Origin of the sequence: Methanoculleus horonobensis (assembly GCF_001602375.1) — an archaeon.
Lineage (GTDB): Archaea > Halobacteriota > Methanomicrobia > Methanomicrobiales > Methanoculleaceae > Methanoculleus > Methanoculleus horonobensis.
In genome coordinates, this window is record NZ_BCNY01000015.1 from 783,115 (window position 1) to 807,759 (window position 24,645).

Consider the following 24,645-nt stretch of genomic DNA (forward strand, 5'->3'; position numbering starts at 1 on the left):
TTATAGATTAACCACCAGATCATACACTATGAGCGCTGAACGCATCCTGTACCCCTGTTACTTCGACGCCACGCTCGAGCGGCGGGAGGGGCGCCGCGTTGCTAAAAATATCGGCGTGAAGTCCCCGGACATCCCTGCCGTCGAGGCAGTCCTGCGGAAGATGAAGGTTCCGCACCGGGTTGAGGAGCACCACCATCCCGCCCGGTGGGCCGAGCACGAAGGCCGGGTCGTGGTGGAATGGGAGGGGAGCAAGGAAGACCTGATCCGGAAGGTTGCAAGCGGTCTTGCCGCCCGGAAGTGACTGCGATGTATGATCTGCACACCCATACCATCCTCTCCGACGGCGAACTCCTCCCGACCGAGCTGGTTCGCCGGGCCGCCGTGCTCGGCTACGAGACGCTCGCGATCACCGACCACGCGGACGCCTCGAACCTCCGGCACCTGGTGGGGGCGGTAGAGGGCGTCCGTGAGTCTGCGCGGTGCTACGGCGTGAACCTGCTCGTCGGGGTGGAACTCACTCATGTCCCACCGTCCCTGATAGGGGCGTTTGCACGCGATGCGAAGAAGTTCGGCGCCGATATCGTCGTGGTGCACGGCGAGACGGTGGTGGAACCGGTCGCCCCGGGAACCAACCGCGCGGCATGCACGTGTGAGTACGTGGACGTGCTCGGCCACCCCGGACTCATAGCGATCGAGGATGCGCGGATGGCCGCGGAGCACGGGGTGGCGCTCGAGATCACCTCGCGAGGGGGGCATAACCGCACCAACGGCCACGTGGTCCGGGTGGCGCGGGAGGCCGGGTGCCGGCTCGTGGTCGATTCCGATACGCATGCTCCGTCCGATCTGCTCTCAAAGGATGCACGGTGGGCGGTCGCGCTCGGCGCGGGGCTGACGGAGGCGGAATCCCGGGAGGCGCTTTCCCGGGATATTAATCGGCTTCTTCAGAAGTGAGATGTGGTATTTATAATTTAGCAAAAGCTTTTTATACTCTAGTGGTTAATATATATATGTTACTAAATACGCCCGGGTATAGTACCCCCTAGAGGTTGCAGTTTGCGGTTAATCGGTCGTTCTGTAAGTGTTTGCGGCAATCGCTTGTTAATCTTGCGATGTGATGCTGCTCAGTTGCCCCGCCTCTACGGCGAGGCAGTGGATCGCCGGTTAAAACCCGTAGGGAAGGTCGTTGACATATTTGGGAATATATCATCGCCTTATGCCGTAGTCCTCTGCTACAACGGCTGCTCCGTGCAGGTTGGCGAGAAGATCTTTGCGAGATAGGTGTATAATCGATGGCTGAAGTAGAAAAACTAAAACAGCTGCAGTTGCAGCGTGAGGCCCTGAAGAAGAGAGGGGAGCAGAAGGTCAAGGAGACGGAGAAGAAGCGCACCGAAGAGAGCGTCCAGTCCGTCTGCCCCGAGTGCGGCAGTCGCCAGCTCGTCCACGACTACGAGCGCGCGGAACTCGTATGCCAGAACTGCGGTCTCGTCCTCGATGAGGAGTTCATCGACCGCGGCCCCGAGTGGCGTGCATTCGACCACGACCAGCGCATGAAGCGCTCCCGTGTCGGCGCACCGATGACGTTCACGATCCACGACAAGGGTCTCTCGACGATGATCGACTGGCGGAACCGTGACTCCTACGGCCGCGCGATCTCGAGCAAGAACCGCGCCCAGCTCTACCGGCTCCGGAAGTGGCAGCGGCGTATCCGTGTCTCGAACGCGACCGAGCGGAACCTGGCGTTCGCGCTCTCGGAACTGGACCGGATGGCCTCCGCGCTCGGTCTGCCCCGGAACGTGCGCGAGACCGCCGCGGTCGTCTACCGCGACGCGGTGGACAAGAACCTGATCCGCGGCCGGAGTATCGAGGGTGTCGCGGCGGCGGCGCTGTATGCGGCATGCCGCCAGTGCAGCGTCCCGAGGACGCTCGACGAGATCGCCGAGGTATCCCGTGTATCCCGTAAGGAGATCGGCCGCACCTACCGGTTCATCTCCCGCGAGCTCGGGTTAAAGCTCCTGCCGACGTCCCCGATCGACTACGTACCGCGCTTCTGCTCGGGCCTGAACCTGAAGGGTGAGGTCCAGAGCCGGGCGGTCGAGATCCTCCGGCAGGCCGGAGAGCGCGAACTTACGAGCGGCAGAGGCCCGACGGGCGTTGCTGCGGCCGCCATTTACATCTCGTCGATCCTCGGCGGAGAGCGGCGCACCCAGCGCGAAGTCGCCGAGGTTGCGGGCGTGACCGAGGTCACGATCAGGAACAGATATAAGGAACTGGCAGAAAAATTAGATATCGAGATCATACTCTGATCTCATATCTTCGGGCTCGTAGATCAGGGGTAGATCGCTACGTTCGCAACGTAGAGGCCGCGGGTTCAAATCCCGCCGGGTCCATCCGTTCTTTATTATTATTTTCGCGAGATGCATCTGTCCATAGGCGACCGCAGGTCGCCGGGGGTGTCGAGAGGGGCGCGGCCCCTTCGGTTGGGACAGAGAGGCCGCGGGTTCAAATCCCGCCGGGTCCATCCGTTCTTTATTATTATTTTCGCGAGATGCATCTGTCCATAGGCGACCGCAGGTCGCCGGGGGTGTCGAGAGGGGCGCGGCCCCTTCGGTTGGGACAGAGAGGCCGCGGGTTCAAATCCCGCCGGGTCCATCCGTTCTTTATTATTATTTTCGCGAGATGCATCTGTCCATAGGCGACCGCAGGTCGCCGGGGGTTTCGAAAGGGGCGTAGCCCCTTTGCGCCCGGGACGCTCCTCGCCTATCCCCAGGTGAAGTTCCTCCCCGGCTCCTCCCCCTGATCCGGCAGCACCAGTTCGAACCGGGTCGTTCCCCGCAGCGAGACGTCTGCAGACACTTTGTTCGAGTACGGGTTGACGTAGGTATCGAGCGCCGTCCGGTTGCCGGTCTCGTCCTCGAGAACCATCTCTAAGTCCCACTGCGAGTAGTTGTCGTCCCTCACCGCCGCGTCGCCGACGAACCAGTTCTCTGCCGGGAAACAGCACGACTCGACGTCGTTACGGTAGTAGAGGGTCAGTTCGCCGCTGACGTCAGCGTCGCCCGCATCGAACTCCCAGCGCCGGTCGATGCCGGGATTCTCCGGCGTCCCGTTCACCGTAGCGGTGATCGTGCCCGGCCCCCTCACCTCCGAGACCTCGAAGGTTGCAATCACCCATCCGTTGGGGTCGGTGAAGTAGACGGTACTCTCCCCCGGCTCCGCCGGTACCGCGGCGGAGGCGGTATAGGGCTCCCCGGAGCCGGGCGAGATCGCCCTCTCGATGAACCGGTAACGGAGCCGCACAAAGTCCAGCATCGCTTCGGTGTGGTATCTCAGGTAGCCGAGATCGCCGTGGTGGTTCTGCGGGTGCAGCGCGAACGCGTCCTCCGCGGGCGTGACATTCAGCCTGTCCCCAATCGTCTCTGTGTGGAGAGCGAGCTGCCCGGCATAGTAGTCTTCGGTGAAGACCTCGTCCATCAGGAACGTCATGCGGAGGTTGAGCCGCTCACGGAGCGCGGGGGTCTCGAGGAACTTCTCCACCAAGTCGTTGTTCCAGTTACTTGCTATCGCCGACTCATACCCGAAATAGTCGTTGACTGTATCGCCTCTCCGGGTGTGCGAACCGAACGTCAGATCTTTGTCCCAGGGGATGACCACCCACCCCGCATCCGGATTGTCGGTGTCCAGGTAGAGCCAGTAGTCGTCGCTGAACGCGTCGACGTCACCGATGAGGTAATGAATAGCCAGCCAGTCGATGAAGTTCTCCTCGTCAAAACGCTCGATGAAACCTTCTTCGAACTCCGGGCCGGCAGGAGTCCGGTAGACCCAGGCGATGAGGTCACGGAACGCTCCCCAGTCCGGTTCGCCCCGGCTGTCCATGGTCTCTGCGAGAAACGCCTCCGGGTCGTCCTGCTCGTCGATGGGATACCCGAAGACCGAGAGGCGATTGATCTCCGGCACGAGATAGTAATGGCCCCGGAAGTCGTCGGCGACCAGTGTCCCTGCGGGGTTCAGGCCGTTGCTTGCGAGCAGATCGCCGTCGACCCGCTCCACGTGGATGTACAGGCCTTCATAGACGCCGTTGATGTACAGGTCGAAGTACTTCGTCCTCGGTGCCGGCTGCCCGAGAGCGTGGAAGAGATCCATCGACAGCCTCTCCCGCATCATCGTGGGATCGGTGTAGGTGGCTTTCAGGTTCATATCGGTGCTGCCGAAGATGAACTCCTGTGATTCGTCAAACCGGATGTTGAACGATTTCTTCGGCAACTCTCGTGAAGAAGTGCCCCGGAACCGCACTCCCTCCAGTTCGATATCCTCGCCGTCGGGAGAGAGCCGCACGTAACCGTCCAGCCGTTCATCGGATGCATCTCCGCGGGTATACAACTCGACGAGATCCTTCCAGCCCATGAAGAGGTACAGGTCCTGCACGCCGGAATCCGGGCTGCTCACGTTCTCCTGTCCCGCTGCCGGGGGTATGACGGAGGCTGCCAGAGACAGCACGATGAGCATGCTGGTCGCAGCCCGGGTAGTAGATTCCATCGTCATGGCGGGCAGTCATGCCGTCAGATGGCATTAAGGTTCCCCGGTGGGGGAGCGAGCGAAGCAGCACCGGGTACGCGATCACCCATGCCGACAGCCATGGCAGATGGGGCCGTCACGCTGTTCCTCAATGCCACCCGAGGTGAACGTCTATGTAAAAACTGCAGGGAGAACGGGGATATTCCCCGTTCTCCCGTCTCACCGCCGCCGGAGACGACCCGCGGCGCCCGCGGCAGCGACGGCGAGGAGCCCGATGAGCGCACCCGCCCCGCCGGCCTCGGTCGGGGCCGTCGTGGCGCTCTCCGTCTCTTCCGCCGCCGTCACCGGTTCGTCGGCCGTCCGGAAGATGAAGGCCCGCTCACCCGCGCCCGCTGCGAGGTAGTCTCCTTTTTCCGAGAGGGCGACCGCACTGACGGGGGCGCCGGCGTCGAACGTCCAGCGCGGGTTGCCGTTGCCGTTCCAGAGGTACACGGTTCCGCCCGCGTTCCCGGCCGCGACGGCCTCCCCCCGCCGGGAGACGTCCACGGCGGGGACGTTGCTTGCCGTCCGGTTCTTCCAGATGAGGGCGTCGTTCGGCCGGTAGCACTCCACGTCGCCACCCTCCTTGCCGACGACCACGAACTTCCCGTCACCCGAGAGCGCGAGCGCGAGGATCGGCGCTCCGGTGGGGAGCGCCCAGGGGAGGCCCCCTGACCGGCCGTAAACCTGGAGGGCGCGATCCCGGGCCCCGGCGGCGACGACCGACCCGTCGCGGGAGGCGTCAACCGCGGTGACGGCATCCCGGGCGAGGCCCTCCCAGACCAGGTTCCCGTCCCTGTTCATGAAGAGGATGGCGCCGTTGCTGCTCCCGGTGACGATGAATTTGCCGTCGCTGGTGAACGCGACGGACGTTGCGTGCGGCGGGGTCTCCCCGGAACGGGCCCCCGGCTGCATGGCACGGTTCCACTCCTCCTTCCCGAGGTTGGTGAAGAGGATGATGCGATCGCCCGCCACCGCGAGCGACCGCCCGTCACCCGCGAAAGCAAGGTCGCGAACGGATCCTGCGACGCTCTTGGTCCAGTAGCGGCCGCCGTTACCGTCGAAGAGGAGCACGTCGCCCCCCCCGGTTCCGGCGGCAATGTAGTCCCCGGCGACGGCAACCGCGGTCACCGCATCCGGAGCACTCGCGTTCCAGAGAACGGTGCCGTCCCGGTGCAGGCAGACGATCCCCCCGTCGCCCGTCCCCGCGACCATATACCTCCCGTCGGCGGTTATCGCAACGTCGTTGACGATGCCTCCCGTCGATACGCCGTGGTAGGAGGTCTCCGCCCCGGCCGCTGCCGGAATCAGGGCAACGAGCAGGGCGATGATCAGTGCAGTTCTTTTCATGGTTTATCCCTGCCCGGGAAAGGATTCCCGGAATACACCTACTTTCTCGGGTGGGTTCTTAAACCATTCCGGTATCGGGTTCTGCCGCGGAAGTTTGAATACCCACGGCGCGCAATCTCCCGTCAGGTGAATTATATGGATACCAGGGCGGACGAGGCGGTCTCCCGCTTCATGCAAGGCTACAACTGTGCACAGGCGGTCAGTTCGGTCTTTGCGAAAGATGCCGGGGTTCCCGAAGAGGTCGTCCTCGGGATAGCCACGGGGTTCGGCGCCGGGGTGGCGCGTACCGATGGCATGTGCGGAGCGGTCTCGGGGGCGGTCATCGCCATCGGGCTCCTGTTCGGGAGCACCGGCCCCGAAGAGAAAGAGGCGAAAGACCTGACCTATGACATCACCCGGGAGTTCGTCACCCGTTTTGTCGAGAAGAACGGCACCGTCTCCTGCACCGGGCTTCTCGGGTGCGATCTCTCGACCGGCGAAGGGTTTGCCCGGGCACGCGAAGAGAACCTCACCCGGACGATCTGCCCCCGCTGTGTCAGAGATGCGGTCGAGATCCTAGAAGAGGTTCTCGCGCCCGTCACTTCCGGGCAATCCACCACGCGGTGAGGGACTCCGGCAGGGACGGGAGCCTGAGTCTCCGCCGCAGGTCGTCGGCACCGAGGCTCTTTGCTGCGAGAGCCCGCTTCTCGACGAGGTGCCAGGAGAGGAACGCGAGAGCAAACGTCACGGCGAACGAGAGCCCGAAGAGCGCCGGGAGAAGGAGCGCGTTTGCCGTGACCTGGATAAGTGCCTGCTGAACCGGGTAGTGGTAGATGTAGACGCCGTAGGAGAAGTCTCCTGCTCTCCCGAAGGTGCTCAAGTACGGGATCGGCAGGTGCGCGGCGTAGATGGTGAGGTAGGGGATGGCGATCACCCCGGCGACGGTCAGGTAGGGCGTCATGGCCGAGAACCCGAGCAGCAGGAGCAGCCCCCCGGCGATGACCGGCCGGTAGGCGATGCGATGGCGGTGGAGGTAGAGGAACGCCCCGATGAGGAAGTAGAGGGTGAATCTGACCTTCGCCATCCGGGGATCGTCGAACCAGTACATCCAGACCAGGATGTTTACGGCGGCGAGGGCGGCGATGGCGCCCCATCGGTGCAGGAACCCGGCGATCCCGAGGGCCGCGACGACCCCGTACATGAAAACCTCGACGGGTATCGTCCAGAGCGACCCGTTGACGTAAGTCCACGGATTGCCCTGGAAGAGGCCTATCACCGATCCGTCTTCAAAATAGGGGGCGGTAAAGAACGCTGCCGGGGAGAAGAGGGCGGCGAAGTAATCCCCCGGGGGAAGCGACGTCATCAGCGGGCCGATGACGAAGAGCGTGACGAAGATCGCGACGACGAGGGCTGGAATCACCCGGAGGAGTCGTTTCCAGGCAAACTGGAGCGGCGATGCGGTCGACTCCCAGCTCATAGCGATCAGGTAGCCGCTGGTGACGAGGAGAGCGGCGAGCCCTCCCTGTGCCACGAGTGTGACCGGGTCGTACATCCCTATCCCGACGTAGCCGAGCCTGAGGGCGTAGGCGTGCGCGAAGACGATCATCGCCGCCGCCGCGAATCGCAGGAAGTCGAAGTTGTTCGAGAACCGGCCCCCTGGAATGCTCCCACCTTCGGTGACCGCCCCCGGGTGCTCTCTTTTCATGGCTATCGGGATCCTTTCCTCACTGTACAGTGACAATCGTTAAATATTTAGTCAAAATATTCTCTCCAATGGATCCGCTCGTCGTCGCCACGTTCGCTGTCGTTATCCTTCTCGAGATCGCCATCCCGCTCGCGCTCGGCTACTGGATCGTGAGAAGGTTCGGGGTCCCGTGGCGAATCTTCGCCCTCGGCGCCCTCTTCTTCATCGCCGTGCAGATCGTCCACGCGCCGCTTGTCCTCGTGACGCAGAACCCACTCTACTTCGCGCTGCTGCCGTCCGGGGTAACCGTGGCCCTTGCCGGCCTCGCCGTCTACCTCGGTCTCATGGCGGGGCTATTCGAGGAGGTCGGGCGCTACCTCGTCTACCGCTACTACTTCCGGCGGCGGGAGATCCCCCTCACCCGGGAGACCGGTCTCCAGTTCGGGGTCGGGTGGGGCGGCGTCGAGAGCATCTTCGTCGCGCTCCTGGTGCTCACGAGCATGGTCTCCTACATCCTTCTCATCGGCGACGGTGGAGCGATCCCCCTGCCCGACGATCCCGCCGTCCAGGCGGAGATAGACGCTCTCCGGGCGCTCACGCCGCTCGATATCCTCCCCGGTCTCGCCGAGCGGATGATGACGATCACCCTGCACATCGCCTGGTCGCTGATGGTGCTCGCCGCCGTCGTCTACGGGAGAAAAACGCTCCTCGCCCTTGCCGTCATCTGGCACGCCGCCGTGGATGCCGCTGCCGTCTACCTCGCGCAGACGCAGGGGATCCTGGTGACCGAGGCGGTGGTATTCGTCTCTGCGGTGCTCGCTCTCGCGTATATCCTCTGGGAGTGGCGAAGGATGGGGGTAAGGGCGGCAGCCTAGCCCTGCCACTTGTGCAGGTATCCCCGGCGTTCGAGCGGTTTTCCGTCCGTGAGAACGACCCGCTCCGGTATGACCTCGCCGATGACGTGCGCAGTAACCCCCGGAACCGGAAGGATGCCGGGAGGAGCGGTAAAGAGGAGTTCGAAGTCTCCCCCGCCGTAGAGCGCGAGGTCCCGCCCTTCCCTCTCCGGGACGCCTGCCGGGAGCGGGAGGCGGGCGGTATCGATCGAGAAACCGCAGTCGTTCACGGAAAGAAGGTCATGAAGCGAGAGTGCAAGGCCGTCGGAGATGTCCATCATCGCCGAGACCCCGGCACGGCCGAGCGCCTGCCCCTCCTTCACGCGGGGCTGCGGTTCGAGGAGTTCCCTCATGTGCCGATCATGGCCGTTCAGGGCTGCCTGCGCTTCCCCGAGCGATCCTGTGACCGCAACGACGTCGCCCGGCCGCGCTCCCCGCCTCCGGACGAGGTGCTCCGGGGCGACGAGCCCGAGCCCCGTGCTCACGATCGTCAGTTCCCGGTGGGCGTCGAGATCGCCGCCCACGAGTTCGGCGCCGAACGCGGTGCAGCAGTCCCGGGCGCCCTCCATGATCCCGGAGAGGCGTTCCGGACGGTCGAGGCCGACCGCGAGGAGCACCTCGCCCGGCGCCGCGCCCATGCTCGCGACATCCGAGAGCGTCACCGCCGTCGCCATCCACCCAATCTGCCAGTCGGTCATCCCGGCCGGGAAATCGGTCGTCTCGTGGAGCATATCGGTGCTTGCGACCATGAGACGGTCGCCGCAGGGGATGACGGCACAGTCGTCCTCGAGCCGCTCCGGGTCGATGATCGTTCCGATCAGCCGGTGCAGGCTCCGTTCATCCACCGCGGCGCACCTCCTTCTCCCGCTCGCTCCGGTACTCCTTGAAGAGGTACTCGACCCGTTCGGCCTCCTGCTCGCGCCGGAACTCCTTCTGCTCCTCCTTCCACTCCGCGGTCGCCTCATCGAGGGTACCGGTCAGCGCTGCGCCGGTTCTGCCGCGAATATCCGGCCCGACAGCCTCCGCGGGGAGGAGGGGGAGATCGATCTCGCGGGCGACCCGGATCAGGTGCGGGTCGGGCGGCTCACCGCCGACGACCAGCGCCCGCACCCCTGTTCCCGCGAGGTCCTTCACCACACCGCGGCCCCAGCCGTGAGTCCGCGGGACGTAGAGGACGTCCCCTTCGGCGATGCCGATCTCCTCCTGGAGAGCCCGCACCGCTTCACGGGTGAGGGAGTCGAGCACCTTGAGCGGGGTGTAGTCCTCCGAGACCTCGAGGTTCGCGACCTTCTGCATCCGTTCCAGGCGTTTCTTCAGCCGCCGGGATCGCCGCCGCTCGCCCCGGAGCTGCTCGCGCAGGCTCTCTATGGCCGCGTCCTTCGCCGCCATTTCCGCGTCCAGACGAATCTTGCGCTCGGTCGCGGAGCGTGCCCGGCGCACGTCCTGACGCAGCCGCTCCAGATCCCGATCGCGTTCCCGGAGTTCCTCCTGCAGTTCCTGGACGTAACTGCGGAGCCTTTTCACCATCCCGTCGAGCGCCATCACCCGCTCGTCCTCGACCGGCCGCTCCGGCTCGGCCTCCACCGCTGGTGCCTCCTCCTTCTTTGCCGCCGGAACCCCCTGCAGGTCTGCAAGGACGGTGTCGAGCGGCTGGCCCCGGAGTACCCGCGCCCGGACCTCGTCGAGGTCGAACCCCGGCCCCACTCTCTTTGCGATGTTCCGAAACTTGTTCTGAAGACTCCGGTAGGCGTCCAGCGCCGCCGAGAGTGCGTCGCGCTCGTGGTCGTTCGTGTAGGAGAACGGGGCGGTCAGGTCGTATTTCGCCTCCACCGAGAGCGACTGCTTCGGGGTGTAGGGAATGGCGTTGAACGCCCGCCGGATCTTCTCGACCGAGTAGGGCATCTGCTGGACATCGGAGGCGACGATGAGTGGTTTTCCCGCACGGTAGAGTTCTTCGACGATATCGGACATCGTCATCTGCCGCGAGCTCGATAGAAGAACCAGATTGCCGTCGAGGTTCACGGCCGCGATGCCGGTGGTCGTCCCCGGGTCGAGCCCGACGATCAGGTAGCGGGGGCGGCCGGAGAGGGGTTCGAACCGTATCCGGTCGAGCTGCCTTCCTGCCACCCGCACCTGGACGTCGGCGCCGCGGGAGGAGTGGACCGGAACCATCTCCCGGGGAGCCTTGACCCGGAAGGCGACCCTTGAGTAACCGCCGAAGGCCTTCGTCTCTTTCTTCTCGTAGTCGAGTCCGGCGCCCCGGAGCCGCCCCTCGATCTCCCGGGCCTTCTGCATCACGCCGCCGTGGATCTTTCTCGCGTAACGGTTCTGGCTCCACCCGCCCCGGCCCGGCGAGCGGTGCCTGCTCACCACGATATCGGTGGTGTTCTCGAACGCGATCACCTCGACGCCCGCCCCGAGCGCGGCCACCCGGGCGGTGGTCCGTGCCTCGGCGTAGGGGTCGAACTTGTTGAAACTGATGTTGTAGCGTGCCGCGACCTTCCCGAGGCTCTCTGTGCGCTCGCCGCCGGTCACCTGGACGAGTTTTGTGGTGGGTGGGAGCGACTGGAGGAATGCGTGGAGTTCGCGCTGGTCGGCGGCGATCTCCTGGAGGCTGTCCACCGCGAGGATATCGGGCTCTTCGGCGGCAAGGAGGCGCTGGAGCCGGAACCCGGTCACCTCCTCGACGCCCTGGACATCGCCGTCCTCCACCCGGGCGAGGGCGTAGACCGGCCGGCGGGTACGGGAACGAACCGAGCCTTTGATGATGTCGATCCCGAAAACCTTCACCCCACCACCCTGGCCAGTGCTTCGTCGAAGGCGTATTCGATGCCGTATTTTCGTTTGAAGTACTGGAGGATGTTCTCGATGTCGCGGTTGAGGATCTCGCCGGCGTTCGGGTGAGCGGTCTCCACCCACTGCGGCCAGTCGATCAGCCAGCACTGTCCCTCGTCGACCATGACGTTGAACTCGCTCAGGTCGCCATGGACGATCCCGAGGCGGTAGGCTTCATGGATGTTCTCGAGGATCTCGTCGAGAACCGGCCGGGGCTCTTCGAGGGTCGCCCGGGAGAGGTTGACGCCTGGAATGAACGACATCGCCACGACGTGCCGGTTCTGGTCGATCGGGAGCGGCACCGAGACGGCAGGATGGAGGGCCTTTAGAGCGTCGTACTCCATCTTCGCCGAGTTGCTCGAAGCGAAGATCCAGGGGCAGTGCCCGGTCTCCGGCATGTAGCCGCGCTTTACGCGGGCGGACTGGAACGATCGCTGTCCGACCCGGTGGAACTTGAGCACCACGACGCCGAGGCCCATCGCCTCGTAGACCTCCGACTCCTTCCCGACCCCGATCTGCGTCCCGAGCGCCTGGATGGTGCCCCGGCGGGTGAGGGAATGGAGGGCCAGGCTGTCGTAGCCGTTGAAGACGAGCGCGTACCCCTCATAAGGGGTCTTCTCGTACCGGACCATATCCATGGCCATCAGCCTGCCCAGGCGGTAGGAGAGCTCGGACTCCGAGAACCTGGTGGCCGACTTGAGCACCTCGAGCGGCACCCACTGGTACCGGCGCATGAGACGTTCGAGGGCGAGCAGGATCCGGAGTTCGTAGGCGTGCAGGGATCGCACATATTCTGCAGGAACAGGCATCTTCTACACCATTTATGTGGCCCGGTGATAAAAGGATGATCGAGAAAGTATGAAGTGCAGCAAATGCCGCCGCGACGCGATTCTTTTCCAGCGATACTCGGGGCTGCACCTCTGCGAGCAGCACTTCAACCGGGATTTCGAGGCGAAGGCGAAGCGGGCGATCCGGGAGCACCGCTGGATCGAGTCGGGCGATACGGTGGCGGTGGCGCTCTCGGGGGGCAAGGACTCGAGCGCTGTCCTCTTCTTCCTCCACCGGCTCCTCGGCGAGCGCCGGGACGTCCGGCTGATGGCGATCACGGTGGACGAGGGGATATCCGGCTACCGCGATCCGGCCCAGGCCCGGACGATCGCCGAGAGCATGGGCGTCCCCTGGGTGACGGCAACGTTTGCCGACGAATACGGGATCACGCTCGATGAGATCGTGGGCCGGAAGGGCACGGGGCTCTCCTGCTCCTACTGCGGGGTGCTCCGGCGGGCGCTGATGAACCGGATTGCCCGGGAACACGGCGTCACGAAGTTTGCCTACGGGTTCAACCTGGACGACGAGGCGCAGTCGGTGCTGATGAACGCTCTCCGGGGGGATGCCGACCGGCTCACCCGCCCCGTGCGGGAGACGGAGGGGATGGTTCCGCGGATCAAGCCGTTCATGTACATCCCGGAGCGGGAGGTGGCGTTGTATGCCTTCCTCCACGTCGAGGGGTTCGACCTTGCGGGCTGCCCCTACGCGGGCGACGCTCTCCGGGGCGACGTCCGGGGCATCCTCGACGACTACACCTACCGCCACCCGGCGACGAAGTACTCCCTCGTGAACCTCGGCGAGGCCCTCCGGGGGACGGAGAGACCCGAGGGGGAGAAGATGGGGTTCGGGGTTTGCGAGAGGTGTGGTGAGCGACTGCCGGAACGGCAGGAGCTTGAGCACCGGGAGGTGCGAGATGCGACTGCCGGAACGGCGGGAGCACGAGCACCGAAGAACGACGTTCCTTCAGGAACGGAGTTTGAGCACCGGAGGTGCGAAGGTGCGAAGCCGTGCGGGAAGATCTGCCGGACGTGCCAGGTGCTTGATGAGGTTCGGAAAGGTGGTTGACAGAGACTGGATGCACTCATTTATGGTATGGAGCGGAACAGTCCAGACGATGAAACCGCCTGGTACGGTGGACCGTGGGGCTATCGCCATTGGGGGAGTGCGACTGGCTGAAGGGCAGGAGCACGAGCACCGTTAGGTGCGAGGGGCTGACGGGGAGGGGGGCGAGCCCCCCTCCCCTGTCTCTACCCTGTAAGGCTCTACCTTTGACCCCCACCGCCCGCGCTTCGCGCTCCTCATTCGCACCTGCGGTGCTTCAACTCCGCTCCTAGCGGAGCGTCGTTCCGCCCCCTCATGGGGGCGGGCAGTGCGTGGCGATAGGCGATGTCCCATGGGGACATCGCTGGAGAAGACGGAAGATATTGGACTAGCGGCTGGCCGAAGGTGCGACATACCGAAGAAACGGAGTTTGAGCACCATTGGGTGCGGGGGCAGGAGCAGGAGAAAACCAAATGTCTTGAACCGACGGCTGGTTGAAGATGCACAAGCCAGTGGAAATTCGTGTATAGATTACATAACGTGGCAAAAAAACTGGATTTTAGTGCCGGCTGAGACTCTGCCCTCGGCCTCTACCGCATCGCGAGACATCCGCCGGTCACTTCGGCGAAGATCTCCATGAACTGCTCGGGATGGTTTAAGAACGCCACCGATCGCGGCCGTCCGACGAGATCGTAGAGCCCGGTCTCTTTCTCGATCCCGAGTTCCGGAACCTCCACCGGGTTGCAGTAGCGCACCGGGGATGCGTCGGGGTAGCGGGGGTTCTTCACCAGCGCTCCGCCCTCCATCTCGTAGTATGCGGCTCCCTTCAGGTCTGCGTAGGGGCCGTAGTTGCTCGAAAACTCCGACGAGACGAGGTTCGCCATCACGAGATCCTCACTGCCGGGGTTGATCGTCACGTGGCCGTAACCCGGCGGGATCAGGATCTTGTCGCCGGTGGTGGCCTCGATCATCACCACATCGTCGGCATCGCGGGTCTGGAGGAGATAGTGCCCCGTCCCCTCGAGCACCTCGTAGATCTCCGGGTAGAGTTCTCCTGCCGGGTTCTCGGTATGGTAGTGGCCCTTCGTCTTGACGTACTCCCCGCAGAGTGTCCGGGAAGGGATAACGGTGATATCGTAGCGAACGTGGTGCTGCCGGAGCCACTCCCGGTCGCTCTCGCCTTTCGCGAGATCCCGGTACATAAAATAGAGGGGCTGATCGGAGGTGCAGCCGGGATCTGCGAGAACATCCCGCATCTCCTCGATTGTCCGTACCTGCGGCTCCGGTTTAGATCCGTCCCAGTACCCGTTCATCTCTGTTTCTTACGGTACACGAATATATAATACCCTGCTCCGATGATGACGGCCAGAACGGCGATGAGGAAGACCGGATTGGTGAAGAGCGTGCCCGGCCTCTGCTCAAGCGCGACCCGAACCTTCATGGTGTCCGATATCTTGCTGTTGTCGAGGTCGTCGCGGTAGCGGATCTCGGAGTCGATCCCGTACTCCTTCTCGGTGCCGGCACCGTCGACGTTCACCTCGAACCGTGCCGTCGCGGTCTCGCCCGGGGCGAGGTCGCCGAGGAAGGCGGTGTCGTCGCTGCTGGTGAAGGGGTCGACTGCGCTGATCCGGGCCTGTGCGTTGTAGACTGTTGCCGCCCCGGAGTTCCTGTACACGACTTCAAGGATGCTCTTCTGACCCAGGTAGAGGGTCGACGGAGGCGAGACGACCTCGAAGGCGATCTTGCCGCCTACGGGAAGGCCGAACGTCGCCGGGCGGGAGGTGACTGTCTTGCCCTCGTAGTCCTCGTAGGTGACCGCGACGTCCAGCGGGTAGGACTTAGGCTCGGCGGTGTCGGCGACCGAGACCTTGAACTTCACGTCGACCGTCTCGCCCGGGTCGAAGGTTCCGATGTAGGAGTTGCCGTCGGTGGGGATGAGCGGGCTCGCACCGCTTCTCGTGACCATCGCGACCGCCTTGTTCGCCGTGTCGTGGCCGATGTTCTTCAGGGTCATGTAGACGTAGCCCTCCGTGCCGACGTTCAGCGACTCGGAGTGGACGTCAAGGATCTCGACCTGGAGGTCGGGCGTGACCCGCACAGTGAGCGGCAGGGTCACGGTCTTCTTCAGGTAGTTGTTGCGGAGGAGGTCGCCATAATCTTCCGCATCCTGCAGGTAGGTGTAGGTCACCTCGAGCGGCAGCACGTAGTTGCCCGGCTCCGCGGAGTCCGCGATCTTCACATCGAACGTTGCGGTTGCGGAGGCTCCGCCCGCAATGTCGCTCAGGAACTGGGGATCCGTCTTGACGGTGAACGGTGTATCGGTGCTCTCGAGTGCTACGGTGACCAGTTTTGCGGTGTTCGGCTGGTCATCGGCGGGAATCGCCGGGGTGGCGATCTTGACGGTATTCAGGCCGCTGTTGGATATGATAACCGCAATCTGGGTCTCGGCACCCGGTGCAAACTGGTTGGTGCCGGAAATCGTTGCCGACAGATCAGGGCTTCCATAGAGATACTTGACGCCTTGCGCAGCCCCCGGCGCAGCCAGGAGTGCCAACAGGAGCATCAGTACGGGTAAGTATTGCCAACGCATCTCTTCACCTTGTTGTTATAGTAGCAACAACATTTATTGCTGAACCGTATATATACATGATGGAATGAAGGCTCCCCGGGACGTTCCAACCCCCCTCCTCGAATCCCTCAAATCACTGGGACTTACAAAGTATGAAGCCCTTGTATATATCGGGCTTCTCAGAACGGTGGGCGCGACCGCAACGGAAGTTCACGAGATCTCCGGCGTGCCGCGCGCATCCGTCTACCCGGTCCTCGACCGGCTCGTCCAGAAGGAGCTGGTCAGCGTCTCGCACACGACACCCAAACGCTTCGACGCCGTTGCCCCCGACCAGGGCGTCGAGAACCTGATGCGCCGGATCGAGAGCGACGCAGAGAGCGCCCGGGAGGCCCTCGACGTCTTTTACCGGGAGAAGGAACTGGAAGGCCCGGGCGGCCACGAACTGGTCTGGACGATCTACGGCGAGGAGAATATCCGGACTCGTCTCGCAGAAATGTTTCGGAGTGCGGAGCGGAGCGTGGAGTTGCTCGCGACGGAGGATCTCATCCGGCAGAAAGTGCTGCCACTGCTCGATCCCGTTCCGGACTCCGTGCCGGTCGAGATCGTCACCGACCGCTGGGCCGGCGAGCGGCCTTCCCGGTTCCATCTTCATATTCTCCCTCTCGCCACGCTCTGCAAGACCCCGATCCTTGCGGAGAAACTGCTGCCGTACGATAGGTCCGGCGTCTTTTTAGTGGACGACACACGGGCGCTGCTCTGGATGGAAGGGGCCGACGGTCAGCCCTCCGCCCTCTATTCGGAGTCCGCGGGGCTCGCCCTCTTCGTGCGGCGGCACATCGCCACCGTCATGGAATGGGCAAAGGCTGCGGTTCAGTAATCGTCCAGGTAGCCCATTGCCTGGACATCGATCAACCCTTTGAGCGCCCGGGTCACGACCGGACGCCCGGTCTCCCTGACGGCCGCCATCGCGTTCGTGCCCCCGACCATCGCCACGCCTATGTACTGCGGGCTCACCGGGACACCGAGCAGGGGGACGTTCGGGGCGCCGACGTCGAGGATGCCGGAGAACCCTATGGCCGCAAGTTCGTCGAGCACCTCACCCAGGAGTTGCTCGGCCTCCATGTGGCACTCTCTGATGTTTGCGAGGATGTTGCCCTTCCCGTGGTTCATGACGTCGAGGATCGACGTTGCCTCCTGGGAGATGAGAACTTCGAGAGGGTCGAGCGTGGTGTCGCGGTAGAGGATCATGCTCGTGAACCGCTGCGCAACCCTCCCGTCGACCTCGACGATCCCGCCCCCGATCGGGCTCGCCGGGATGCCGCGCTGGAGGAGAAGAGCGTCGAGCGTGATGCTGCACATCGTGCAGATGGCGTGCCGACCATCCGGCACGGTGTAGCCGCCGACCTGCTCCCCCGGCCCGGCGACCAGGAGCCGGTCGCTGATGGTGATGCCCCGTTTGTGCGCCTCTTTCATGACGGAGAGCGTGAACTCGAGGTCGCGGCTCTCGATGAGCGAGAGGTTGTAGATGATCTTCCCCGTGTCGTCCTCCGGGCGGTAGGTCACCTTGAGCGCGTACTCCTCGATGCGGTGGTTGGTGAACTTCAGGGGAGCATGCATTATCAGATCTCTTGCATTGCAGGAGAAAAAGTGTTGCCTTCGGATTCAACGGATTCGGCCGGCAGAAGCGCGGGGCGGCACCGGCCTTCTGCCGCCTTTCGTTCACCCGGCGTTACGCATTTTGAATCTTCCCCGTCAAACGCCCTGCTCCACTGCTGCCCGCGGCCGCCCTCTCGAAGGGAAAACTTGTTCTATCTCCCTGTGGTATTGTTAGATGAATGGAGAGTGGGACTCGGGAAAAAGCCCGGAACGTGCTGAAGCGGATCCTTGCCGCGGCCTCCTACGACGTTGAGGAGGTCGGCGACCCGCTGGATCTCTCCGCGATCGGGAACGAGGATGCCCTGGTGGTGCTCTGCTCGGACGATCCGGAGACGATTGAGAGCTTCGATTCGATGATCTATCGCCTGCGCACCGGTGAAGACGACTGGGTCTGCAGGAAATTGCTCTTCACCCTCGATTCGGCGGTGCAGACGGAGGACTGCATCCGGTGGGGGCCGGACGAGTTCGTCCGCTACGCAGGCAGGGCTGCGCTCGCGGAGGTGCTCGGACAGAACCTGATCCTGGATCTTCCCCGGCCGGTCCGGGCTGCCCGCCGGGGGCAGATCGAGGCCTCTCCTGCCGCGGTGAAGGAAGAGCCGCTGGATGGGCCGGAGTTGCCCCACCTCCCGGTGCAGGTCTCCGAGCAGCGTGCCTGCGGCATCGCCGGAATACACGGGACGGCGAAGTGCCGGTTCATCCCGTACTGGAACTACCGCTACGTGAGCACCGGCGAGCGCGAGGTGAAAGATCGACTGGTCTCTTTCGACGCCGAGGGTGCCGGGGCGGTCAACGCCATCAACGGCCTGAAGATGGAGATCAACCCCGACGAGATCGAGCGGGGCCCGGTTCCGTTCGGATCAGAGATCGTCTCCACCCGGCTCGTGCGGGAGGACGTGGAGGAGCAACTGGTGCGGGACGTCATCGACCGTCTCACCCAGAGGGTGCGGTTCCGCTACGAGAAGGGCGATGCCATCTTCTACGAGGAGAAGACCCTCAAACCCGACCGGAACAACATCACCATCGACATCGAGGCCGTCTATGTGCCGGTCTGGCAGGTGCGGGGCGGGAGCAAGATCGTCGAGGTCAACGGGTTCACCGGCGAGGTTCTCTCGATGCCGATGGACGAAGGCGTCGAACTGCTGTAGGTGAAGATCATGATCGTCGTCATCGGCGGCGGGCCCGCGGGGAGGCTCGGGGCGATCCACCTCGCGCAGGCGGGAAAGGAGGTCAGGCTTGTCGAGCGGCGCAGTATCGGGGGGCAGTGCCTCCATGAGCGGTGCATGACGATCTGTGCCTTGAACGACGTTGCGCGGCTGATCGAGTCTGCCAGAACCCAGAAGGATCTCGGGATCCTCGACTCGGTGCCGACCGTCTCATACCCGGCGATCCGGAAGCGAATATGCGAAGTCCAGGATAAACTCTCCTCGGTTCTCGATGCGGAGACCCGGCGGGCGGGAGTCGAGATCGTCTACGGAGCCGTTGGCCTGCTGGAGGGGAGCCGGGTCTTCATCGACGACGAAGAAGTCCGGGCGGACGCGGTTCTCGCGGCCACCGGTTCGCGGCCGGCAATCCCCGAGATCCCCGGCACCGATCTTACCGGTGTCTATACCTACCGGACGCTCCCCACCATGCCCGATATCCCCCGCCGCATGGCCGTCATCGGCGGCGGAGTGGTGGCGGCGGAGTTCGCCCATATCTTCCACGCCTTCGGGGTCGAGGTCGAGATGATCGCCCGGCACGGGCTGCTCCGGGATCTCGACGAGAAGATGCGTTCCGCTGCGCTGCGCGACCTTGCCGGGGTCGGCATCCGTGAAGAGACCCCGGTTATGAGTATCGAAGGCGGCGGACGAGTCCGCTCGGTTCTCCTCGCCGACGGCGAGGAGGTTGAGGCCGATGCCGTGCTGCTTGCAACAGGGCTCGTCCCCCATTCGGAGATGCTCCAGGGACTCGATAAGCGCCCGGACGGTGCCGTCATCGTCGACGCGAAGATGCGCACGAGCGTTCCGGGTGTCTACGCCGCAGGCGACGTCATCGGCCCGCCCTATCTCACCCCCGCGGCCCGGAGGGAGGGTGTGGTGGCGGCCGAGAACATCCTCGGCCGCGAGACCGTCATGAACTACGAAGGCATTCCCCAGGCGATGAGCCTCCGCTACGATTACGCCTCCGCCGCGATCGCCGCCGGGGACGAAGGCGTCACCCTCTCGGCCCCCGCGCCCGCGGGCCCCGGTTCGTTCTGGGATGTCGCAGGGGGTTGGGCGGGGCTTGCCCAGGTTCGGGTCGATCCCGCGACCGGCCGGCTGATCGGGGCGGCCGCCGCCGTCCCCGGGGCGTCGCTCCTCCTCTCTTATATCGGTTACCTGATGAAACAGGGCATCACCGTCGACGACTTCGACGAGATCGTCGAGGTTCATCCCTCGACCGACGGCGTCTACGGGCTCGCCCGCTACGCTTCCGGGATGCTCAAGAAGAAAGATGAATGATGCATTCCGGCGGCTCTAGAGCTGCCGGAACATCTGCCCGAACTTCGGGATGAAATCTTTTTTGCGGGACATGACGCCCTCGAGCCGAACCGGCTGGTCCCGGAGATCCAGTTTGGCGATGCAGGCCTCGTCACCGGCGGCGAAGAGGTCGCTTGCGTTGCAAAAGACGTTCGTAAAGAGGGCGAAGAAGCAGTCGACCCCCATCGTCGTCCGGAGATGGTCGATCTCCGCGCGGATCTCGCCGGCGTGGGTCTCTGCGAATTCAAACGACGACGTCATCACCTGCGAGACCATGATGCTCTTCCCGAAGAGGTTGTAGCGCTTCATGTCCCGGGTGAGGAGCTCTTCCTTTGGGAGAGCGTCGAGATCCATGCCCTTCCGGATCAGTTCCGGCCCGTACTCGGCCGGGTCGACCCCGGCGATCTCCGCGAGGTAGTCGGCCGCCCGGATATCCGCCGGAGTGGTCGTCGAGAGTTTCATCACCATCGTATCCGAGAGGATCCCCGAGAGAAGGAGCCCGGCGGTCGACGGCGTGGGCTCCACGCAGGCCTCGATGAACTTGTTCGCCACGATCGTCGAGGTCGACCCCACGGGGTCGTTGAGGAACCGCACCGGTTTTAAGGTCGAGATCGCGCCGAGACGGTGGTGATCGATGATCTCCAGGATATCCGCCTGCTCGATCCCGTCCACGGCCTGGGAGTACTCGTTGTGGTCGAGGAGGATCACCGACTTCTGAACCTCCTGCATCAGCGTCGTCCGGGATACGAGCCCGATATGCCTTCCCTCTTCCCCGACGACACAGGCCGTCCTGAACTTGGAGTTCGAGACGACCCCTTTCGCATACTCAAGCGAGTCCTCCATACGGACGGTGGGGACGTCGGTCTCCATGATCATGCTCGCGGGGAGGGAGAGGCTGATCATCTTGCCGACGCTGAACGCGTCGAGTGTCGTCGAGAGCACCGAGGCGCCCCTCGCCCGCGCGGCGTCGATCACCCGCTCGCCCACCGGCGCTCCTTCGGCGATGATGAGCGCGGCGACCCCGGCCGATATCAGGGCGAGCTGGGCCGGCTCGTTGTCCCCGACGATCGCGATATCGTCGGGTGTCATCCGCGAGAGGGTGACGTGCAGGGCGTCGATGACGGTGTAGACCCGGCCCTCCCCGAGCGTCTCGCGCGCCGGCACGACCGTCCGGGCGTCCAGGATGCGGGCGAGGGTCTCGAGCGGCATCGGGATGAGGGAGAGTTGCTCCCGGGGGTTCTTCCGGACATAGGTCCGGGCGAGGCCGTACTCGCTGACGAGGCCGACCAGGCTCTCGTTCACGTCCGTGATCGGCATGTTTCGCATGTCGTAGGTGTCCATCAGGGCGGCGACGTCGATCGTCGGGACGTCCTGACGGACGCTCCGGGTGTCGAGCGGTATGTCCGATACGGTGGGTTCGACGCTCGCTACGTAGACCGGGGCCTCGACGCCGAACGTCTCGAGCGCAGACCTCGCCTCGGGGCTCACCTCCCCGCACCGGGCGGGGATGTACTTTCCCGGCTCGGCGCGGTTGCGGAGTTCGGCGTAGCCGATGACGCTGCAGATGCTGTCGGTGTCGGGCTGTTTGTGGCCGATGATGATGATCTTGTTCTGTCCCATAGTTTCCTCGGAACCCCGGCGGGGCAACGGTTGTCTCCAGAGGTATCACCCTCTGCCGTCAAAGGTTTTATCCCGGCCATGGGGTGGTGCGGGGGTAACGTTGAAGTAGAGGCTCTCTCCATTCTTCCGTGTGGAATCCGGTCGTCCCCTCCTCATCCTGTTCGCCCTTGTATGCGTTCTTGTCTTTCCGGCCGCGGGAGCGCAGGGTGACATGACGGTGACGTCCGTTTCTGTCGAACCGGAAGTCCTGATGCCGGGCGATACGGGGTTTGTGACGGTTGCCGTGCAGAACACCGGCCGGTTCACCCTCCCGCTCGGCGGCGCCCGCCTCTACGAGGACGGCGTCGTCCCGACAGGCGAGCCCTACCCCTCCGTCGGGAGTCTCGGGGCCGGCCTCAACCGAACGTTCACCTTCGCCGTCCGGACGGACGCCTCGAACGGGATATATTACCCACGGTTCTCTCTCGATCTCCGGGAGAATGGAACCCTCAGCCACCCGGTTCCGGTCCGGGTCGACGACACGCCGCTCAATGCATCGGTCTTCGAGAGACCGGATGCCTTCGCTGAGTCCCGGACGGCCGCCGTCGCCGTCCAGGTCGGAAACCCGCGCTCGAACGCCGCCTCCGGCGTCCAGGTGATCACCCGGGGCGCGAACTTCTCCGTCACGCCGGAGAGCGCGTTCGTCGGCACCCTGAAACCCGGTGCGTCGGGGACCGTCGCCTTCAACCTGACCCCGGCTGCCGAGACGAACGTCACGTTCCAGGTGGTCTGGCGCAACGGCGTCAACACCCATACCGCCGATCTCGTGCTGCCGGTCACGTTCGGCGAGGACAAACGGCAGGCGGACCCCGTCATCACCAACGTCGAGGTCGCCGTGGAGGGAGAGAACTACCGCGCGACGGGCGACGTCATGAACGCGGGGCTCGAGCCTGCCCGATCGGTCATCATCTCCCCGGGCGCGCCCGCGGCGCCGGTCGATCCCTTCCGGGTCTACGTCGTCGGGACGCTCGATCCCGACGACATCTCGACGTTCGAGGTGACGTTCAGGGCCGGTGCAAACGCGACCGAGATCCCGCTCGTCATCGAGTACCGGGACGACGACGGTAACCCCTACTCCGTCGAGCGGCCGATCTCGCTCGAGAACCGCACGGGAGAGGAGGCTGCCGATGCCGGACTACCCGCTCCGGCCGTTGCCGCCGTGGCGCTGCTCGTCGTCGCTGCCGGCCTGGCGGCCCTCTGGTACGTCCGGAGGCGGCAGCGGTGAGCGGCGAACCGATCCTCCGGTTCGAGGAGGTCAGCAAGATCTATCCCCTCCCGGCAGGCGACGTCGTGGCGCTCGACCGCGTCACCCTCACTGTCGATCCGGGGGAGTTCATCGCCGTGATGGGGCCTTCGGGCTCCGGGAAGTCGACACTCCTGAACCTGATGGGCTGCCTCGACGTCCCGACCACCGGGAAGATCTACCTCTCCGGGCAGGAGATCTCTCAGATGAGCGACGACGACCTCACCCGGCTCCGGCGCGACCGCATCGGGTTCGTCTTCCAGCAGTTCAACCTGATTCCCCTCCTCTCGGCGGTCGAGAACGTCGAGTTTCCCATCGTTCTCACCACCGACCGGGAGGAGAGTCGGCGCCGGGCGATCGAGGTCATGCGGGCGATGCACCTCAACGACGCCCTCTTCACCCACAGGCCGGGCGAACTCTCGGGCGGCGAGCAGCAGCGGGTCGCGATCGCCCGGGCGCTCGTGAACGACCCCGATCTCCTCCTCTGCGACGAACCGACCGGGAACCTGGACACGAAGACAGGGACGGCGATCATGGAGATCCTCGCGGAGGAGAACCGGGAGGGCAAGACGGTCGTCATGGTCACCCACGATCCGGGAGTCGCCGCGTACGCCCGCCGCACGATCCGGATCGTGGACGGGAGGCTGGCGTAGTGTTCTTCTCGTTCGCGGCGAGGAACCTCAAGCGGCACTGGGCACGCTCAGGCCTCTCGATCATCGGGATCGTCATCGGGGTCGTCGCCATCGCTTCGATGGGGGTCATGGGCAACAGCATCAACCTCCTCGCCGCGAACATCATCACCGACGTCGGGGACACCGTCGTGGTCACGCCGCACACCGCGATCGGCGGAACCTTCGCCGGAGACCCGCGGACGGCCGTGGACGCCGCCATCCCCGCCCGCGAGGTCGAGGAGATCCGGCGGGCGGCAAACCCGCACCGGACGATCCCGGTGCTCCAGGGAGCCGACGAGGTCGAGTTCGGCCGCGGCGAGAGCGGGTATGCCCAGATCATCGGGCTCGCATCGGACGATATCCCCGTCCTGCTCGAACTCGCGGAGGGGCAGCACCTCCGGCAGAACCAGGCGGGCGCGCTCGTCGGGATCCACCTGGCCCGGGAGTACGGTATAGCCCCGGGTTCGAGGATCGTGATCGGGGGCGAGGACGTCCGGGTGGCGGGCGTGCTTGCGGAGCGGGGGATGGGGTTCGATATCAACCCGGACTATGCGATCGTCGTCTCCGAAGGCTGGTACGAGAGCCACTTCGGGGCGAAGGACTCCTATCCGCTGGTCATCGTCCGGGTGGGTGATGTCGACGAGATCGACGCCGTAAAGGATGCTATCGAGAGCCGGATCAACCGGCGCGAGGAGGTGGTCGACGTAGCCGACTCGCGCGAGATGCTCGGGCAGTACGAGGAGATCTATGGTCAGATAACGCTGTTTCTCCTCGGTATCGGCGGGATTGCACTCGTCGTCGCCGCCGTCAATATCCTGAATGTTATGTACATCTCGGTGACCGAGCGCATCCGTGAGATCGGCGTCATGCGGAGCATCGGGGCGTTGCGCGGGGAGATCCTCCGGATGTTTCTGTATGAAGCGGTGATCCTCGGGCTCATCGGAAGCGTCGTCGGCGGTCTTCTGAGCACCGCCTTTGGGTACCTCATCAGCGTCGCCGCGATCGAGGTCGCCACGGCCGGGACGACCTTCGGCGAGAACTTCACGGTCTTCGACCAGAGCGCGATCGGGTTCATCGTCTTCGGGATGGCGTTCGGCATCGCAACCAGTATCGCCGCCGGGTTCTACCCGGCGTGGATTGCCTCGCACCTCGCCCCGGTCGATGCGATGAGGCAGAGATGAAGAGGAG

The 24,645-nt window shown here is 64.4% G+C and carries 22 protein-coding genes and 1 tRNA gene; 13 read left to right on the forward strand and 10 right to left on the reverse strand.

Annotated features, from left to right (window positions below):
- The first annotated feature begins 28 nt into the window (after nt 1-28).
- From MCUHO_RS11670 to MCUHO_RS11685, 4 genes are all read left to right on the forward strand, one after another.
- Complete coding sequence (locus MCUHO_RS11670; RefSeq protein ID WP_067078537.1) at nt 29-301, forward strand: signal recognition particle subunit SRP19/SEC65 family protein; 273 nt, start codon at nt 29-31, stop codon at nt 299-301.
- 5 nt (nt 302-306) lie between these two features.
- Nucleotides 307-951 (forward strand): histidinol phosphate phosphatase domain-containing protein, encoded by a 645-nt coding sequence (locus tag MCUHO_RS11675; RefSeq protein WP_048112705.1) that lies wholly within the window; start codon nt 307-309, stop codon nt 949-951.
- 338 nt (nt 952-1,289) lie between these two features.
- Nucleotides 1,290-2,303, forward strand: coding sequence for a transcription initiation factor IIB (locus tag MCUHO_RS11680; RefSeq protein ID WP_011843316.1), 1,014 nt, complete (start codon nt 1,290-1,292; stop codon nt 2,301-2,303).
- 12 nt (nt 2,304-2,315) lie between these two features.
- Nucleotides 2,316-2,387, forward strand: a tRNA-Ala gene (locus MCUHO_RS11685).
- Nucleotides 2,388-2,757: 370 nt separating this feature from the next.
- Here the strand turns inward: MCUHO_RS11685 and MCUHO_RS11690 are convergent.
- The gene (locus MCUHO_RS11690) at nt 2,758-4,539 is read right to left on the reverse strand and encodes a CotH kinase family protein (protein WP_084386005.1); all 1,782 of its coding nucleotides are present in this window, start codon (nt 4,537-4,539) and stop codon (nt 2,758-2,760) included.
- A gap of 192 nt (nt 4,540-4,731) precedes the next feature.
- Nucleotides 4,732-5,901, reverse strand: coding sequence for a WD40 repeat domain-containing protein (locus MCUHO_RS11695; RefSeq protein WP_067078541.1), 1,170 nt, complete (start codon nt 5,899-5,901; stop codon nt 4,732-4,734).
- A 135-nt stretch (nt 5,902-6,036) separates the two neighbouring features.
- Between MCUHO_RS11695 and MCUHO_RS11700 the strand changes: the two genes are divergently transcribed.
- Nucleotides 6,037-6,507, forward strand: a complete 471-nt coding sequence (locus tag MCUHO_RS11700) for a C-GCAxxG-C-C family protein (RefSeq protein ID WP_067078543.1) — start codon at nt 6,037-6,039, stop codon at nt 6,505-6,507.
- On the opposite strand, the gene MCUHO_RS11705 is transcribed toward MCUHO_RS11700, so the two are convergent.
- Entirely contained in the window at nt 6,479-7,585 is a 1,107-nt protein-coding gene (locus tag MCUHO_RS11705) for an acyltransferase family protein (protein WP_067078545.1), read from the reverse strand. The two genes, MCUHO_RS11700 and MCUHO_RS11705, sit on opposite strands and share 29 nt — an antisense overlap.
- 68 nt (nt 7,586-7,653) lie before the next feature.
- Here MCUHO_RS11705 and MCUHO_RS11710 point away from each other — a divergent pair, with 68 nt between their 5' ends.
- The gene (locus MCUHO_RS11710) at nt 7,654-8,439 is read left to right on the forward strand and encodes a YhfC family intramembrane metalloprotease (RefSeq protein ID WP_067078547.1); all 786 of its coding nucleotides are present in this window, start codon (nt 7,654-7,656) and stop codon (nt 8,437-8,439) included.
- On the opposite strand, the gene thiL is transcribed toward MCUHO_RS11710, so the two are convergent.
- From thiL to MCUHO_RS11725, 3 genes are read right to left on the reverse strand one after another with little or no spacing between them, the layout of a single operon-like run.
- Entirely contained in the window at nt 8,436-9,302 is an 867-nt protein-coding gene (gene thiL, locus MCUHO_RS11715; protein ID WP_067078550.1) for a thiamine-phosphate kinase, read from the reverse strand. The two genes, MCUHO_RS11710 and thiL, sit on opposite strands and share 4 nt — an antisense overlap.
- Nucleotides 9,295-11,247, reverse strand: coding sequence for a DUF460 domain-containing protein (locus MCUHO_RS11720; protein WP_067078552.1), 1,953 nt, complete (start codon nt 11,245-11,247; stop codon nt 9,295-9,297). The genes thiL and MCUHO_RS11720 overlap by 8 nt, the downstream gene beginning before the upstream one ends.
- Complete coding sequence (locus MCUHO_RS11725; protein ID WP_067078554.1) at nt 11,244-12,101, reverse strand: serine/threonine-protein kinase RIO2; 858 nt, start codon at nt 12,099-12,101, stop codon at nt 11,244-11,246. Before MCUHO_RS11725 ends, MCUHO_RS11720 begins: the two co-directional genes overlap by 4 nt.
- Nucleotides 12,102-12,150: 49 nt before the next feature.
- Here MCUHO_RS11725 and MCUHO_RS11730 point away from each other — a divergent pair, with 49 nt between their 5' ends.
- Nucleotides 12,151-13,185, forward strand: coding sequence for an ATP-binding protein (locus tag MCUHO_RS11730; RefSeq protein ID WP_067078557.1), 1,035 nt, complete (start codon nt 12,151-12,153; stop codon nt 13,183-13,185).
- A gap of 566 nt (nt 13,186-13,751) precedes the next feature.
- Here the strand turns inward: MCUHO_RS11730 and MCUHO_RS11735 are convergent.
- Nucleotides 13,752-14,474, reverse strand: coding sequence for a glucose-6-phosphate isomerase family protein (locus tag MCUHO_RS11735; protein ID WP_067078560.1), 723 nt, complete (start codon nt 14,472-14,474; stop codon nt 13,752-13,754).
- On the reverse strand, nt 14,471-15,724 hold the full coding sequence (locus MCUHO_RS11740; protein WP_235808262.1) for a COG1361 S-layer family protein: 1,254 nt from the start codon (nt 15,722-15,724) through the stop codon (nt 14,471-14,473). Before MCUHO_RS11740 ends, MCUHO_RS11735 begins: the two co-directional genes overlap by 4 nt.
- 91 nt (nt 15,725-15,815) lie before the next feature.
- Here MCUHO_RS11740 and MCUHO_RS11745 point away from each other — a divergent pair, with 91 nt between their 5' ends.
- Nucleotides 15,816-16,607 carry a TrmB family transcriptional regulator gene (locus tag MCUHO_RS11745; protein ID WP_067078564.1) on the forward strand — a complete coding sequence of 264 codons (792 nt, stop codon included), beginning with the start codon at nt 15,816-15,818 and terminating at the stop codon, nt 16,605-16,607.
- On the opposite strand, the gene MCUHO_RS11750 is transcribed toward MCUHO_RS11745, so the two are convergent.
- Complete coding sequence (locus MCUHO_RS11750; RefSeq protein ID WP_067078567.1) at nt 16,601-17,347, reverse strand: DUF128 domain-containing protein; 747 nt, start codon at nt 17,345-17,347, stop codon at nt 16,601-16,603. The genes MCUHO_RS11745 and MCUHO_RS11750 overlap by 7 nt on opposite strands.
- A 218-nt stretch (nt 17,348-17,565) precedes the next feature.
- Between MCUHO_RS11750 and MCUHO_RS11755 the strand changes: the two genes are divergently transcribed.
- The gene (locus MCUHO_RS11755) at nt 17,566-18,531 is read left to right on the forward strand and encodes a hypothetical protein (RefSeq protein WP_067078570.1); all 966 of its coding nucleotides are present in this window, start codon (nt 17,566-17,568) and stop codon (nt 18,529-18,531) included.
- Nucleotides 18,532-18,540: 9 nt separating this feature from the next.
- Complete coding sequence (locus MCUHO_RS11760) at nt 18,541-19,866, forward strand: dihydrolipoyl dehydrogenase family protein (RefSeq protein WP_067078910.1); 1,326 nt, start codon at nt 18,541-18,543, stop codon at nt 19,864-19,866.
- Between the two features lie 15 nt (nt 19,867-19,881).
- Here the strand turns inward: MCUHO_RS11760 and MCUHO_RS11765 are convergent, their stop codons facing one another.
- A complete protein-coding gene (locus MCUHO_RS11765) occupies nt 19,882-21,504 on the reverse strand; it encodes a putative manganese-dependent inorganic diphosphatase (protein ID WP_067078573.1) in 1,623 nt (540 codons plus the stop codon).
- Between the two features lie 211 nt (nt 21,505-21,715).
- On the opposite strand from MCUHO_RS11765, the gene MCUHO_RS11770 reads away from it, so the two are divergent.
- Genes MCUHO_RS11770 through MCUHO_RS11780 form a run of 3 tightly spaced genes read left to right on the forward strand, consistent with a single transcriptional unit; the run spans nt 21,716 to nt 24,638 of the window.
- Nucleotides 21,716-22,768, forward strand: a complete 1,053-nt coding sequence (locus MCUHO_RS11770) for a COG1361 family protein (protein WP_235808263.1) — start codon at nt 21,716-21,718, stop codon at nt 22,766-22,768.
- Complete coding sequence (locus MCUHO_RS11775; RefSeq protein ID WP_067078577.1) at nt 22,765-23,439, forward strand: ABC transporter ATP-binding protein; 675 nt, start codon at nt 22,765-22,767, stop codon at nt 23,437-23,439. The genes MCUHO_RS11770 and MCUHO_RS11775 overlap by 4 nt, the downstream gene beginning before the upstream one ends.
- On the forward strand, nt 23,439-24,638 hold the full coding sequence (locus tag MCUHO_RS11780; RefSeq protein ID WP_067078579.1) for an ABC transporter permease: 1,200 nt from the start codon (nt 23,439-23,441) through the stop codon (nt 24,636-24,638). Before MCUHO_RS11775 ends, MCUHO_RS11780 begins: the two co-directional genes overlap by 1 nt.
- Nucleotides 24,639-24,645: the final 7 nt, after the last annotated feature.